At 40.6% G+C, this 15,179-nt stretch carries 12 protein-coding genes; 6 read left to right on the top strand and 6 right to left on the bottom strand.

What is annotated here, in order from left to right; translation table 11 throughout:
• Positions 1 to 20: 20 nt before the first annotated feature.
• Entirely contained in the window at positions 21 to 821 is an 801-nt protein-coding gene (locus QMA12_RS17510) for a DUF2989 domain-containing protein (protein WP_290210794.1), read from the top strand.
• Between the two features lie 46 nt (positions 822 to 867).
• On the opposite strand, the gene ihfA is transcribed toward QMA12_RS17510, so the two are convergent.
• The 5 genes from ihfA to QMA12_RS17485 form a co-directional block, all read right to left on the bottom strand.
• Positions 868 to 1,167 (bottom strand): integration host factor subunit alpha, encoded by a 300-nt coding sequence (gene ihfA / locus QMA12_RS17505; protein ID WP_002960690.1) that lies wholly within the window; start codon positions 1,165 to 1,167, stop codon positions 868 to 870.
• Positions 1,168 to 1,169: 2 nt separating this feature from the next.
• The gene (pheT, locus tag QMA12_RS17500; RefSeq protein ID WP_087533647.1) at positions 1,170 to 3,557 is read right to left on the bottom strand and encodes a phenylalanine--tRNA ligase subunit beta; all 2,388 of its coding nucleotides are present in this window, start codon (positions 3,555 to 3,557) and stop codon (positions 1,170 to 1,172) included.
• Positions 3,558 to 3,572: 15 nt separating this feature from the next.
• A complete protein-coding gene (gene pheS, locus QMA12_RS17495) occupies positions 3,573 to 4,553 on the bottom strand; it encodes a phenylalanine--tRNA ligase subunit alpha (protein ID WP_087533648.1) in 981 nt (326 codons plus the stop codon).
• A gap of 143 nt (positions 4,554 to 4,696) precedes the next feature.
• Positions 4,697 to 5,407, bottom strand: coding sequence for a DnaA inactivator Hda (gene hda, locus QMA12_RS17490; protein WP_176372566.1), 711 nt, complete (start codon positions 5,405 to 5,407; stop codon positions 4,697 to 4,699).
• A complete protein-coding gene (locus tag QMA12_RS17485) occupies positions 5,407 to 6,462 on the bottom strand; it encodes a DUF2066 domain-containing protein (protein ID WP_087533649.1) in 1,056 nt (351 codons plus the stop codon). The genes hda and QMA12_RS17485 overlap by 1 nt, the downstream gene beginning before the upstream one ends.
• A gap of 223 nt (positions 6,463 to 6,685) precedes the next feature.
• Between QMA12_RS17485 and QMA12_RS17480 the strand changes: the two genes are divergently transcribed.
• From QMA12_RS17480 to QMA12_RS17470, 3 genes are all read left to right on the top strand, one after another.
• A complete protein-coding gene (locus QMA12_RS17480; protein ID WP_290210793.1) occupies positions 6,686 to 7,309 on the top strand; it encodes a LysE family translocator in 624 nt (207 codons plus the stop codon).
• 557 nt (positions 7,310 to 7,866) lie between these two features.
• Entirely contained in the window at positions 7,867 to 8,835 is a 969-nt protein-coding gene (gene cysK / locus QMA12_RS17475; protein WP_087533652.1) for a cysteine synthase A, read from the top strand.
• Between the two features lie 144 nt (positions 8,836 to 8,979).
• Complete coding sequence (locus QMA12_RS17470) at positions 8,980 to 9,420, top strand: hypothetical protein (protein ID WP_290210792.1); 441 nt, start codon at positions 8,980 to 8,982, stop codon at positions 9,418 to 9,420.
• Positions 9,421 to 9,466: 46 nt separating this feature from the next.
• On the opposite strand, the gene QMA12_RS17465 is transcribed toward QMA12_RS17470, so the two are convergent.
• Positions 9,467 to 11,743, bottom strand: a complete 2,277-nt coding sequence (locus QMA12_RS17465; RefSeq protein WP_290210791.1) for an acyl-CoA dehydrogenase — start codon at positions 11,741 to 11,743, stop codon at positions 9,467 to 9,469.
• A gap of 177 nt (positions 11,744 to 11,920) precedes the next feature.
• Here QMA12_RS17465 and QMA12_RS17460 point away from each other — a divergent pair, with 177 nt between their 5' ends.
• A complete protein-coding gene (locus tag QMA12_RS17460; RefSeq protein WP_290210790.1) occupies positions 11,921 to 13,765 on the top strand; it encodes a M2 family metallopeptidase in 1,845 nt (614 codons plus the stop codon).
• 285 nt (positions 13,766 to 14,050) lie between these two features.
• The gene (locus QMA12_RS17455) at positions 14,051 to 15,175 is read left to right on the top strand and encodes a polysaccharide lyase family 7 protein (protein WP_290210789.1); all 1,125 of its coding nucleotides are present in this window, start codon (positions 14,051 to 14,053) and stop codon (positions 15,173 to 15,175) included.
• The last annotated feature ends 4 nt before the right edge of the window (positions 15,176 to 15,179 follow it).

Raw genomic sequence — 15,179 nt, 5'->3', positions numbered from 1 at the left:
TATTACTGTGGGATTGAGGGATGTTGCTCAGGGCAAGTTTATTATTGAGTTTATTAGTACTAACCGGGTGTGAAGAGCCGCTTACGCAAGCAAAGGTGTGCAAGGAAACCCCTGGGTTATGTAACGATTTAAACAAAGACAGTCATTGTAAGAAACAACGCGCGGATGTGATCATGGCACGTTACCATGAATATAAACAACCCACTGAAGAAAACAAATACTTGCTACTACAAGGCTTTGAACAGTACAGTCAATGCGTATCACTTGCGGCAAAAATTGAACACATCAAACTCAAAGAAAAAACCACCTCCCGTGTTGAAGGTCATTTAACAAGTATCAAAGAGATGACGCGAATTTATCAAGATACTAAGGGCACTAATCACCCTGGGTTACTTTATTATCATTGGTCTCGCAATAATGATCAGTCTGCATTGACTAAACTTTTAGCACTTGAAGATGATCCAAGTGTAACGCAAGATGCACAGATGCAATTTTTCTTAGCATCTTACTACATTAAGTTTGATGAAGAAAAAACCATTGATTTACTCTACAAAACGCTGGAACTCAATGAAGCTGATCAAATTCCAAACCCTGAAGTGTATATGACGCTAGTGAGTTTATTTAACAAACACGAAAAATATAAACACGCATATACCTTTGCCCGCGTCGCTCAATTATCAGGCATTACAAATATTGATATTTTACCAATTGAGCACAAGATAACGGCCACTGGTAAAAGTTTAGACAGTTTAGAGACATTGGCGCAGCAAACCTACGACAGCATTCAAAGCGGTCAATTTGTATCACCACGAGGGTTTTAATATCTCACCAGTTAGAAAAGAAAAAGGCAGCTTACGCTGCCTTTTTTTATTTTGCTTTGCTAGTGCCTACTTCAACACGAGTCTTTAATTTCTGACCCGGTCTAAAAGTGACCACTCGACGCGCCGAAATAGGAATATCTTCTCCTGTTTTCGGATTACGTCCTGGCCTTTCTTTTTTGTCACGAAGATCAAAGTTACCAAATCCAGAGAGCTTAACCTGCTCGCCTTTTTCAAGCGCTGAGCGGATTTCTTCAAAAAACGCTTCAACTAAATCTTTGGCATCTTTTTTATTGATCCCGAGTTTTTCAAATAGGTGTTCAGCTATGTCGGCTTTAGTAAGCGCCATATCTAGTCCCTCAACGATGCATTAAACTGTTCGGCCAGTGCGGCCACCACGTTATCCACTACCTGATTGATATCTTTCTCTTCGAGTGTTCTATCAACCGCCTGCAGTGTTAGAGCAATCGCCAAACTCTTATAATTTGGCTCAATACCTTTGCCCTTATACACATCGAATAAGTTTAGGTCAACCAATTGATTTCCGCCAACTTTTTCTATCACTGATAAAATGTCGCCAGATTTCACCTGATCTTCCACTAAAATAGCGATGTCGCGGCGGTTTGAAGGGAACTTAGATACCCCTACAGCTTCAGGTAAATTTCTTTTTTCAATTGCTGACATTTCAATTTCAAATACATAAGCCGCATTATTAATATCTAGCGATTTTTGTACTTGCGGGTGAATGGCACCAAAGAAACCTACTTTTTTGCCATCAACGTAGATAGCAGCAGATTGACCTGGGTGTAAACCATCAGATTGCTCTGCTTTGATCTCAAAACGATTTATATCATTAGTTAATGAAAGTAATGCTTCAACATCACCTTTTAAATCATAAAAATCAACATTACGCTTTTCTTCAACCCAATGCTCACCATGAGCAAGGCCCGTAATAACACCACCAATAACTGCCACTTGGTTAACGCCGTTTTCTGCGTTTTCATCACGTAAGAATTTAAGACCATGTTCGAATAAACGAATACGAGGCTGCTGACGGTTTTGGTTATAAACCAATGATGCTAATAATCCTGGCATTAAGCTTACACGCATTGCTGACATATCACTTGAGATCGGATGCGGTAAGATAAGTGCATCGCTGTCTGGGTGCAAAATAGTTTGTGCTTTTGGATCAACAAAACTGTAAGTAATGGCTTCTTGATAACCACGTGTAACAAGTGCATTGCGAAATTTATTCACGGCAATGGTGGCTTCATTATGCGTTGTCATTTTCAATTTAGCTGTAGGCGCTACATTTGGAATACTGTTGTAACCAAATACACGCGCTACTTCTTCAATTAAATCTTCTTCGATACGAATATCAAAGCGGTAGCTTGGTACATCAGCACTCCACACACCATCAACAATTTTCACATCAAGACCTAGGCGCGTTAGGATATCCGTTACTTTTTCATCAGCAATGTGATGGCCTATTACGCGGTCTAGACGTTCACGGCGTAGGCGTACTTCTGTTACTTTTGGTAACTTGTCTTTAGCAACGGCTTCAACAACTGGGCCGGCCTCACCACCTACAATATCAAGTAATAATGCAGTCGCACGTTCCATAGCATCATGTTGCAGTGCAAAATCAACACCACGCTCATAGCGGTGTGATGCATCCGTATGTAGGCCGTAGCTACGAGCTTGACCTGCAATTGCAATTGGGTTGAAAAATGCGCTTTCTAATAAAATATCAGCGGTTTTTTCTGTTACACCTGATTGCTCGCCACCAAAAATACCGGCAATTGCTAACGCTTTATTGTGATCGGCAATAACCAAAGTTGATTCGTTAAGTTTTGCTGTGTTGCCATCAAGAAGAACAAGTTCTTCACCTGCATTTGCACTGCGAACTTTAATACCGCCTTCAATCGCATTTAAGTCAAATGCATGCATTGGATGGCCTAGCTCAAGCAACACAAAATTAGTTACATCAACCACAGGGTCGATTGAACGAATACCACTACGACGTAGTTTTTCTACCATCCAAAGCGGCGTTTCTGCATCAAGGTTAATGCCTTTAATCACGCGGCCTAAATAACGAGGACAGGCATCTTCGTTAACTAATTCAATTGATACTTTATCGTCAATTGTGGCTTTAACTGCTGGAATTTCTAGCGCTTTAACATCAATACTGTTAAGCACACCGACTTCACGGGCAATCCCTTTAATACCAAGGCAGTCACCACGGTTAGGGGTTAAATCAACATCAATGATATTGTCATCAAGGCCTAAATATTCACGTAAATCAGTGCCTACAGGCGCATCTAATGGCAATTCCATAATGCCATCGCCTTCTTCACTAATACCTAGCTCAACAAACGCACATAACATGCCGTGAGATGGTTGGCCACGAAGCTTGGCTTTCTTAATTTTAAAGTCGCCCGGTAATACTGCACCTACAGTTGCTACTGCAACCTTAATACCTTGACGACAATTTGGTGCGCCACACACAATATCAAGTAGCTCATCGCCACCAACATTGATTTTTGTTACACGTAATTTGTCTGCATCAGGATGTTGACCACATTCAACAACTTCACCAACCACAACACCGTTAAACTCGTCAGCCGCTGGCTCTACAGCATCAACTTCAAGGCCAGCCATCGATAACTGTTCCGAAAGAGCCTGCGTGTCAATTGCAGGATTTACCCACTCTCTTAACCACTTTTCACTAAATTTCATTTTATATCTTCACTCTTAACGGAACTGGTTTAGGAATTTTAAATCGTTTTCGAAAAACGCACGTAAGTCATTTACGCCATAGCGCAACATAGTTAAACGCTCTACACCCATACCAAAGGCAAAACCGGTGTATTTTTCAGGATCAATACCCACTGATTTAAGTACATTAGGGTGAACCATGCCACAACCTAATACCTCTAACCATTTACCATTTTTACCCATCACATCTACTTCAGCTGACGGTTCAGTAAATGGGAAGTAAGATGGACGGAAACGAATCTCCATGTCTTCTTCAAAGAAGTTACGCAAGAAATCGTGCAAAATACCTTTAAGCTCTGTGAAACTTACATCTGTATCGACCATTAGGCCTTCAACCTGATGGAACATTGGTGTGTGTGTTTGGTCATAATCATTACGATAAACACGACCCGGAGAAATAATTCTAAGTGGCGGCTGTTCGGTTTCCATAGTACGTATTTGTACACCACTTGTTTGGGTACGTAACACAAGCTTTGGATTGAAATAGAAGGTATCGTGATCAGCACGCGCTGGATGATGCTCAGGAATATTTAGCGCATCGAAGTTATGAAAATCATCTTCAACTTCAGGGCCAGATTTAACAGCAAAGCCTAATTCACCAAAAAAGCTTTCAATACGCTCAATTGTACGTGTCACTGGGTGAAGGCCACCAGTAGGCATAACGCGTCCTGGTAATGTTACATCAATTGTTTCTGCGGCAAGTTTTTCTTCAAGTGCTTTGCTAGCAAGTAATTCGCGTTTTTCGTTAATCGCGACTTGTACATCTTGTTTTGCTTGATTGATAACTTGACCGGCTTCTTTACGCTCTTCAGGCGCAATTTTACCAAGCGTTTTTAATAAACTGGTGATTTCGCCCTTTTTACCAAGATAATTAACCCTGATATCTTCAAGCTGCGCGATTTCATTGGCACTGGCAACTGCCTCAAGTGCTTGCGCTAATATATTTTCTAAGTTCATTCGGTACCTGATCTTTCACAGAAGGTGATTACAATTTTGTTGACTAATGATAACTGAAAGCAAGGACTAGATTCTAGGCTTTATACTAATCTTATTGAATTCTTTCTAAATAACATGCGTCTAAAAGCGAGGAAATACGTTTTTTACAACTTTAATGCAGACTTTATAAAAGGAATAGTGAGTTTTCGTTGCGCAGCCATAGACGCATGGTCAAGCTTATCCAGCACATCTAATAGCGCTCTCATGTCACGGCTTAGGCGGGTTAATAAAAAACGAGCACATTCATCACTAAGTTCAAGTCCTCGCATATTTGCACGTTTTACTAACGCTTCAGCCTTATCATCATCACTCATTGAACGAATCTGAAACGTCGTTCCCCATTTCAGCCGAGAAACCAAATCCGGCAGTGTGATATTAAGCATATCAGGGAGTAAATCCGCGGTGACCACTAGACACTTACCAGGTTCGTTAAAACGGTTAAAGAAGTTAAATAATGCTTTTTCCCAAGCATCATTACCCGCAACTAAGTGCACGTCATCTATACACAATACATCTAATGCGTCTAAGCCATCTAGCACCATAGGGCCAAAATCAATTACTTCACGCATTGACAGCAACATAGTTGATAAACCACGTTCTTGCGCATGAATACAGGTAGCATATAATAAATGAGATTTACCAGAATCACCTAGCCCACACAAATAAGTATATTGAAACGTGGTCGCAAGGCTTTTAAAGGCATTTTTTAAGTGGCTTACTTCCAAGGAGTTCTCACCACCAAAATACGATGCAAACGTTTCATCGTCAGGCAGTGTAACTGGAAGCGCCATTTGCACCGGCTCTAATGCCTGCATTATAAGCCGACCCATTGATAATCAAGATCATTCTCAGAAGCAACCTGATAAAAAGCTCTAGGATCGACAAACGCTTCAAATGTACGGTCTAACTCCAACGCTTTTTTAAAGTCACTTAAAGAACCAGTGTGATTAACTTCAAAGTAAATCGTTTGGCTATCACGTGAACGGATTACTACTTTTGTAACCACACTTAAACTTTCCAATCGTCTTTTTGCAAGTTCAATATCAACAAAACTTTGCGTGCCTTTAAGTTTAAAGATTGCTTGAGCAAGTTGCCCTGAAGAATTTGGATCGACAGCATACTCAGCGGCAAGCCCTGCTGCTAAGCTATCTATCATTAAAGCAATGGTTTGTTGCTTATCGCCCGTTAAACGATTTGCTTCAAATAAGTCATCGTTTGTAAAACGCCAATCAAGTACCCAGTTTTCGCTATCTTGCTGCGTATATAAACGTGCAGTAATACTTCGCTCCGCTCTGTATCTGCTTGATGCTTGTTCTACTGGCTCAGAAAAATTACCCCACACTTCAGGGATACCAACGAGTGCTCTGTCTTGTAGATCAAGTAACGGGACAACAACAGGTAACCCACGGCGAGCGGCAGTGTCGTAAATAAGCTGTTCAAGTTGCGGGTAACTTTCTTGGGTTACAAGCTCTCGCCGCCAGTTATCTTCGATTGCTAACCAGATTGCAACTAAAGGTCTACGTGTTCCCCATAGTGGCAGGTTAAGCTCCTTAATCAAGGCATTAATTTTATTAGCTTCAAATTTTACAACAAGTTGAAGTGTGCCGTCTGTTTTCTCATCATACTCAAATTTAAGCATATAATCAGAGATATCTTTACTACGCCGTTTAGCAAGCGGGTTTTGATCTGCATACGGATCACCACTTACCTTTACCAAAACGTTTAATAGTGCAGCACGACTTGCCGTTAAACGTGCATCTCGGGATTTATCTTCAACCTTAAGTATATCTTGATATAAATCAGTAACTTCAACAGCTTTAATCGAATAGCTGAAGAATATAGCAGTAAGTAAAATTAATAATCTAGACACAGGCCATTAGTTCTTGGTTTTAAACTAATTTGATCCTAATTCAAAGCACCGCACAAAGCAAAAATATATTCAAAATACCAAGCTATTTAATGCCACTAGCCAAAAGATGTCGCAATGCTGCTTTGCTGCTTTATATTTTTTGCTATAAACATAGCCGATTTCTTGGTTTAGAGCGCAAGATCTTGATATTGTCATGTCCAGATAATTTTCAGTGGATAACTTGATGTTTGATTTAGCAATACTGGCGGCATTTATACCAACATTCTTTTTTGTTTCAATCACACCCGGTATGTGTATGACACTAGCAATGACACTCGGTATGAGTATTGGCGTCAGACGGACTATGTGGATGATGCTAGGTGAGTTACTTGGTGTAGCCCTAGTAGCTATAGCTGCCGTATTAGGCGTGGCAAGTATCATGTTAAATTACCCGCAGGCATTTTCAATCTTAAAATGGGCCGGCGGTGCATATTTAGTCTTTATAGGCATTAGCATGTGGCGCGATGAGGCTAAACTCAATCTAGATAATCATCAAAAGAGTAAAATAAGTCGCAAAATATTATTTAGCCAAGGGTTGGTGACTGCTATGGCTAACCCCAAAGGTTGGGCTTTTATGATCTCGTTACTGCCCCCTTTTATTAACATTGACTATGCTATTGCTCCTCAACTGAGTATTTTGGTTGCTATAATACTTATTAGTGAATTTGTTTGTATGATGGCCTATGCAACGGGTGGTAAAAGTTTACGCTTATTTTTAAACCGCGGCGATAACATAAAATGGATGAACGCAATCGCTGGCAGCTTAATGATAGCAGTAGGTGTCTGGTTGGCTATTGGATTACATTAAAAAGACAACTAGGAATGTGAGCATGTAGATAAACATCAAACTAAAATATCACTGACATATGTATAACCCGTGCTGAAGGCACATTAATAAACCACAACTGCATTATAAAAATAATTTTAATAACAAAAAACATACAAAACTTAAAAGTTAATTTCATTTTATTATAAGCCGAATAGATCTATACCCAAACCATCTCAAGATACGAGCTTCAGTTGGAGTTAAAAGCGATTTAGGCAAGGCATTGATTGCAAATAATAGTGGTTCTATTGTTAAAATCAATAACGCAGTATTAATCGCTTTTAAACCAACCCGTAGGGCGTTTCACAGGAACTTACTCTCATCGTTGTTACTTCTTAAAAGGGACTACCATTCTTGCAAAATAACGCCTTGATATTAAGCCCCTGTGAAACGCTGAATTCTGTATTTTGAGTTGGTTTGGGTATATCTTATACCCAAACTTTACTTTAGTTTTTTTTATTGAGCAGTAAAGTGTAGCTATTACAGATCGATTGCTATAATTCGATCCCGATTGAACAAATTGCACCCAAGGGACCACTATGTCTACAATTTTTGAAGATAATTCACTCAGCATTGGTAATACACCACTGGTAAAACTTAATCGAGTTACATCTGGTAATGTATTCGCTAAAATTGAATCTCGTAACCCAAGCTTCAGTGTTAAATGCCGCATTGGTGCATCAATGATTTGGGAAGCCGAAAAGTCTGGGCAATTAACGCAAGATAAAGAACTAATTGAGCCGACCTCAGGTAACACAGGTATAGCACTAGCGTTTGTTGCAGCTTCTCGCGGTTATAAGCTTACACTTACTATGCCTAATACAATGAGCTTAGAACGTCGTAAACTATTAAAAGCTCTAGGCGCTAATTTAGTACTTACCGAGGGTGCTAAAGGTATGAATGGCGCAATCGAAAAAGCAAAAGAGATCCAAGCAAGCGATCCAACTAAATTCATTCTGTTACAACAATTTGAAAACCCTGCGAACCCTAAAATTCACTTTGAAACAACAGGCCCTGAAATTTTCAATGCAACTGACGGTAAAGTAGATTTCTTCGTAGCGGGTGTAGGTACTGGCGGTACAATTACTGGTGTAAGCCGCTACTTAAAGCTTGAAAAAGGCTTAGATGTAAAATCAATTGCGGTAGAACCTACAAACTCCCCTGTTATTAGCCAAACATTAGCTGGGGAGGACGTAACGCCAGGGCCTCATAAAATCCAAGGTATCGGTGCTGGCTTTATTCCTGGCAACTTAGATTTAGATGTTATCGATGCCGCTGAGCAAGTTTCTAACGAAGATGCTATTGCTATGGCGCACCAGTTAATGAAAGATGAAGGTATTTTAGTCGGCATTTCATCTGGTGCTGCAGTGGTTGCAGCAAAACGCATTGCTGAACTACCTGAAAACGCAGACAAAAATATTGTAGTTATCTTACCAAGTGCTACAGAGCGCTATTTATCTAGCCCATTATTTGCTGAAGAGTTCTCAGAGCAAGAACTAGTACAGTAGTAACAACTGTACATTTAAAAGGATGCTAATTAGCATCCTTTTTTATTATTTATAGCCAAATAAACAACTATTATATGTGATTAACTTTACATATTCCTCGTTTAGTCTCACACTAAATCATCAATAATAATTCAACTATTGCGAATGAAATTATTTCTAACTATTTGCACATTTGTTTGTGCGCTCATGCTGCAAGGCTGTGGCGATGATGGCATCCCTTCTGGTGAAAACAATACTCCTGGCGAAAGTGCCGCGCTTTACTTTGACACGCTTTATAATGCTAAAGACCTCAGTAAAGCGATGACAATGGCGACACCAAAGCTTGCACGTATTATGAAATCATACGGTACCGCAAAGCAATTTGCGCGAAACTTAGTTAACATGCAGTACGATGAAGTTGTTATCGAAGTTGATATGACTAATATGAGTCTGCGCGAGCAGTACGGGGATAAAGCCAACATTAACTTAATTTTCACTGGTTATTTTAACGGTGACAAAATAGATGATATGCGTAGCGTAAAAATGGTGCGTAAAAAAGGCAAATGGTACGTTGATAAAATAAACGCCGACCCATTTGCCAGATAAGACAAAGTTAAAATCTAAAGCCTCGCTACTGCTGAGGCTTTTTTATTTATAGCTCACCTTGTTTATAGTTATCTACTGCAATAGCTTGTTTTCTCAACTCATTTGCTTCATTGAGCCTTTGCCCTTCCTCGGCAGTAATAAGTTGTTTTTCAATTGCGTCATTAATCGCTGTTGCAATATCAGCGTTACGGTTCAGAGTTCCTTCACGTTGCCATTTTTTTAATCGCTTAAATGCATTCGCCGTGTCATGCATAGCAATAAAGGCGTTTTCCATTACCCCAGTGCCAGCATTATCGTCGATATAACATAAATGAGTTAAACGGTTCCTAAATACGCCCGGCTGCGTCATGTGTTCACACACTGTTTGTGCAATATCATCACTAGGTCGGTGATAATGATTCCCCAGTGGAAAAACAATGCGTTTTAATAAGAAGTTAACCACTGGGTTTGAGAAGTTTTTAAAGAAACCATCAAACGCTTGGCCAATTTCAAACAGAGAGCGCTCTACAGAATATTGCACAAATGCTAAATCAGCTTGCTGACGACCTTCGTCTTCAAAGCGCTTTAATACCGTTGATGCAAGATAAAGATGACTCAGTACATCACCTAAACGAGCAGAAATCATCTCTTTACGTTTAAGCTCACCGCCTAAAATAAGCATGGCTACATCTGTACAAAACGCTAAACCTCGGCTCATTCTACCAAGCTGTTTATAATAATTAGCGGTTGCACCACAAACAGGCGATTTTGCAAAGAAGCTACGCGTTAAGCCATGAATAAACGCCATCCCCGCATTAGTAGCGGCAAAAAGAATATGCTGTAGCAATAATGCATCAAACTCTTTTAATGCAACATCTTCGTCTTCCATTGCCGCGGCTTCCATTTCTTTAAGCACAAATGGATGGCATCGTGTAGCCCCTTGACCAAAAATCATCAAGTTGCGAGTTAGAATATTGGCTCCTTCCACAGTAATGGAAACAGGAATTCCCATATAACCATGAGCTAAGTAGTTATTAGGGCCAACTTGAATCCCTTTACCAGAGTGGATATCCATGGCATCGTTCATAACGGTACGGCCCATTTCGGTCATATGGTATTTAGCAATAGCCGTAACCACTGACGGGCTTAATTTAAGATCAATTGCGCCTGCAGTCATTAACCTACAAGCTTCTAAGCTATAAGTTAATCCACCTATCCGCGCTAGGGCTTCTTGAACCCCCTCAAATTGGCCAATTGATAAACCGAATTGTTGACGCACCATGGTATATGCTGACGTCATACGCGCGCATAAATGCCCAGTCGCACTGCTTAGTGCTGGCAATGAAATTCCTCGGCCAGCACTCAAACACTCAACCAACATACGCCAACCCCGGCCTGCGCCTTGTTGCCCACCGATAATCCAATCTAATGGAATAAACACATCTTTGCCGTATGTCGTGCCGTTCATAAATGCCATATTAAGTGGAAAATGACGTTCGCCTGTTTCAACACCTGGATGGTCAGTTGGGATCAACGCACAGGTAATACCCAGCTCTTTGTGCTTGCCTAATAAACCATCAGGGTCATACATTTTAAAAGCAAGACCAAGTACTGTTGCCACAGGCGCTAATGTTATATAACGCTTTGACCAATTTAGACGTAAGCCAACGACTTCTTCACCATTAAAATTACCTTTACAGACCACGCCTGAATCAGGAATGCTGCCGGCATCAGAGCCCGCTTCAGGGCCTGTAAGCGCGAAACACGGGACGTCTTCGCCAGTCGCAAGCGTTGGAAGCCACCGTTGTTGCTGTTCTTTGGTACCGTAATGCAGTAAAAGCTCACCCGGACCTAAACTATTAGGTACCATAACAGTGACCGCCGCCGTTAAGCTTTTGGTCGCAATTTTTGCCACTATCGTAGAGTTTGCTATTGCACTGAACTGACGACCGCCAAATTCTTCTGGAATAATAAGTGCAAAAAAGCCCTTTACCTTTAAGTAATCCCATACTTCTTTTGGTAGGTCTTTGTCTTTTTGCACTATTTGATAGTCATCTAGCATCGCAAGCAATGTTTCAACTTCGCTATCTAAAAACGCTCGCTCTTTTTCACTGAGCTCTGGTTTAGGGTAGCTATGTAACATCTGCCAATCAGGGTTACCACTAAATAGCTCTCCATCCCACCAAACATCCCCCGCTTCCATCGCTTCACGCTCGGTTTGCGATAATGGAGGAAGGACTTTTTTGAAAAACTTAAATGCAGGGCGACTAATTAAGCTAATGCGAATATCTTTTACCGCAAAAATAACTATCACCACGACCAGTAATAATATGAACACTGACATGGAAACTATCCTTTTAATTAATGAAAATGACTAGCTTCAATTATGACCGATCCTTTTATAAATACAATGTCACTGTCGACATCGCCTGACTTTCACCAACTCACTTGATAAATTTTGCCTAAGTGACAGACGCTGCTATTATCCTACCCGACAAATAACAAATATAAGGGTCACAACATGACTACTCCACAGTTTAAGCTCAGTTTAAGCGCCTTAATGGTGGCAAGTACCTTAGCACTATCTGGCTGCAACCAAGAAACAGCAAAAAACAATACAACGGCTGTAACACCAGCCCCTGTAAACGCAAAAGATGCCCATGCATTTATTGATAAAACCGAACAAGAACTCAATGCGCTTTATTTAGAATCAAGCCGTGCTGAATGGATTTACGCAAACTTTATCACCCATGATACAGCTGCATTATCAGCTGAAGTAAACCGCAAAATGACCGAAGCTGTCGTTCGCCTTGCTAATGAAGCTGCAAAGTTTGACGAATTAGAACTTGATTACGATGCGCGCCGCAAACTAAATAAACTAAAACTGGCATTAACGTTACCTGCACCTCAAGACGCAGAAAAAACAGCAAAACTTTCGCAACTCGTTGCTGAGCTAGGCGGTTTATATGGCAAAGGTAAATACTGTAAAGATGACGGCAGCTGCTTAAGCTTAGGTGATATGACGGCAAAAATGGCAAGCAGCCGTGATTACAATGAACTGCTTGATTTATGGCAAGGCTGGCGTCAAGTTTCAAAACCGATGCGCCCACTGTATGAACAACAAGTTGCACTGACAAATGAAGGTGCAAAAGAGCTTGGTTACGCAGACACTGGTGCCATGTGGCGCAGTAAATATGATATGCCTGCGGATGATTTTGCCACCGAGCTTGACCGTATTTGGGGTCAGGTAAAACCGCTTTATGACTCATTACACTGTCATGTTCGCGCGAAACTTGGCGAAAAATACGGTGAAGATAAAGTACCACAAGATCAACCAATTCCAGCCCACCTTTTAGGTAACATGTGGGCGCAAACATGGGGCAATATTTATGATGTTGTTGCACCTGAAAACGCCGATCCAGGTTATGATGTGACCGCTTTACTCGCCGAACATAATTACGATGAACTAAAAATGGTGCGTGGCGCTGAAACGTTCTTTACATCAATGGGCTTCGATCCCCTGCCAGAAACATTCTACGAGCGTTCATTGTTTACAAAGCCACAAGATCGCGACGTACAATGCCATGCCTCAGCATGGAATATTGATAGTAAAGACGACCTGCGTATAAAAATGTGTATACAACGCACTGGCGAAGAGTTTTCTGTAATTCACCATGAACTTGGCCACAACTTTTACCAGCGTGCGTACAATACTCAACCGCTTTATTATCAAGAAAGTGCTAATGATGGATTTCACGAAGCCATCGGTGACACTATAGCCTTATCAGTGACTCCTGGTTACCTAAAAGAAATTGGTTTATTAGAGCAAGTTCCAGACGAATCTAAAGACATTGGATTACTAATGAAAATGGCACTCGATAAAGTTGCCTTTATTCCATTTGGCTTGTTAGTAGATCAATGGCGTTGGAAAGTATTCTCTGGTGAAGTAACGCCTGAGAACTATAACCAAGCTTGGTGGGATTTACGTCAAAAGTATCAAGGCGTTCAAGCGCCAATAGCCCGTACAGAAGCTGACTTTGATCCAGGTGCTAAATACCATGTTCCAGGTAATACACCTTATACCCGTTACTTCTTAGCCCATATCTTACAATTTGATTTCCACCGTAGCCTATGTGAAATAGCAGGAAACAAAGAAGCGATTCACCGCTGCTCTGTATATAATTCAAAAGAAGCCGGTGAAAAGCTTAACGCGATGCTAGAAATGGGCTCAAGCCGTCCATGGCAAGAAGCACTTGCTACGGTAACCGGTAAACCTGAAATGGATGCGACGGCGCTACTGGATTATTTTGCGCCATTACAAAAATACTTAGATGAACAAAACCAAGGCCGCCAATGTGGCTGGTAAGCTAAGTTTTTAATAGTAAAGTCACTAAGCCCGTGCCCTACGGGCTTAGTTTTTTATATAGCCACTCTTTTCTGCGCACAGACATTTCAGCATAAATATTCGTATTCACCTTCATCATTCAACATCGTATATAACCTTACACAGTTAATTGGCATGACAAAAAATGAAAACATAAAATCTCAAATCTTATTTTTATTTTATTAATTGGTATTGTTGATTTAATTAATTGGTCTGTTATATTTTGCTAATTGGTTTTAACACACACGTAAAATTAAAGAGATATAAATGAAAAATAATCGACTTAAGCAATGTGTTTTTTATGGCACGGTGATACCTCTTTCTCTTTCAATACTAGCAGCTTGTAGTAGCAACGGCGGCGACAAACCGCAAAACACTGGCAATAGCGCCAACTTAGTCCCTGCCGATAAATTTGATTTAAGTCAATGGAAGATAACTTTACCAATGGATCAAGACGGTAATGGTAAAATCGACGAAATAGATGTAGAAGAAATTCAAACCTATGCTCACCCTGATTATTTTTATTTAGATGATCAAGGCGGCATGGTATTTACCAGCCCAAATAAAGCAATTACAACGGCGACTTCAAGTAATACTCGTAGTGAGTTACGTCAAATGATCCGTGGTACAAATACTAAAATTAAAACAAAAAACTCTCGCAACAATTTTGCGCTTGCAGCTCACCCTTTGTCAGAACGTTTTGGCTCTGTCGGTGGCAAAATGCAAGCAACGTTAAAAGTTGACCATGTTGCTGTTCGTGCAGGCCATGCTGATAAGCCACCTGCTTATAGTGTAGTTGTAGGACAAATACATGCAGGTAAAGATAAAGCCTTAATTGAAAAAGATTTTGGTTTTGGCTGGGGCAACGAACCGATTAAAATTTACTATAAAAAATGGCCAAACCACGAAACCGGATCTGTATTTTGGAACTACGAACGTAACTTACCAAAAGATGATCCGAATCGTACTGATATCACCTACCCAGTTTGGGGTAATACCTGGAAGAACCCTGAAGAGCCTGGCGCTGCGGGTATCGCCCTTGGTGAAGAGTTTAGCTACGAAATCAATGTGTATGAAAGCACAATGCACCTGACATTTACTGCAAAAGGAAAACCAACAGTAAAATACGCTATTGACTTATCAAACAACGTCGATGCTAACGGTGAAGTTGATAAATACGATCACCCATTAGGTTACTTAGCTGACTGGCATTACTTTAAAGCCGGTGCTTATAACCAATGTAGTACCAAAGATTCACCGGGTGGTTGGTACACAGCCTGTCCTGGTACGGGTGATTGGAAAACCGATAAAGCCAATGGTGACTACACACAAGTTACTTTTTCTAAGTTAGTGCTTAGTGACGCAACACCTGTAAATGAAGATTACAAATAATTCC

Source organism: Pseudoalteromonas sp. APC 3893, from assembly GCF_030408095.1.
Classification (GTDB): Bacteria; Pseudomonadota; Gammaproteobacteria; order Enterobacterales; family Alteromonadaceae; genus Pseudoalteromonas.
The sequence above is the reverse complement of the archived record's forward strand: the minus strand, read 5'-3'. Positions and strand labels throughout refer to the sequence as shown.

Excerpts from the sequence above, each read along its gene's own strand:
- hda (WP_176372566.1), bottom strand. The coding sequence starts at position 5,407 with ATGCAGGCATTAGAGCCGGTGCAAATGGCGCTTCCAGTTACACTGCCT.
- QMA12_RS17465 (WP_290210791.1), bottom strand. The coding sequence starts at position 11,743 with ATGTCAGTGTTCATATTATTACTGGTCGTGGTGATAGTTATTTTTGCG.
- QMA12_RS17455 (WP_290210789.1), top strand. The coding sequence starts at position 14,051 with ATGAAAAATAATCGACTTAAGCAATGTGTTTTTTATGGCACGGTGATA.
- QMA12_RS17460 (WP_290210790.1), top strand. The coding sequence starts at position 11,921 with ATGACTACTCCACAGTTTAAGCTCAGTTTAAGCGCCTTAATGGTGGCA.
- QMA12_RS17480 (WP_290210793.1), top strand. The coding sequence starts at position 6,686 with ATGTTTGATTTAGCAATACTGGCGGCATTTATACCAACATTCTTTTTT.
- pheT (WP_087533647.1), bottom strand. The coding sequence starts at position 3,557 with ATGAAATTTAGTGAAAAGTGGTTAAGAGAGTGGGTAAATCCTGCAATT.
- QMA12_RS17470 (WP_290210792.1), top strand. The coding sequence starts at position 8,980 with ATGAAATTATTTCTAACTATTTGCACATTTGTTTGTGCGCTCATGCTG.
- cysK (WP_087533652.1), top strand. The coding sequence starts at position 7,867 with ATGTCTACAATTTTTGAAGATAATTCACTCAGCATTGGTAATACACCA.
- ihfA (WP_002960690.1), bottom strand. The coding sequence starts at position 1,167 with ATGGCGCTTACTAAAGCCGACATAGCTGAACACCTATTTGAAAAACTC.
- pheS (WP_087533648.1), bottom strand. The coding sequence starts at position 4,553 with ATGAACTTAGAAAATATATTAGCGCAAGCACTTGAGGCAGTTGCCAGT.
- QMA12_RS17510 (WP_290210794.1), top strand. The coding sequence starts at position 21 with ATGTTGCTCAGGGCAAGTTTATTATTGAGTTTATTAGTACTAACCGGG.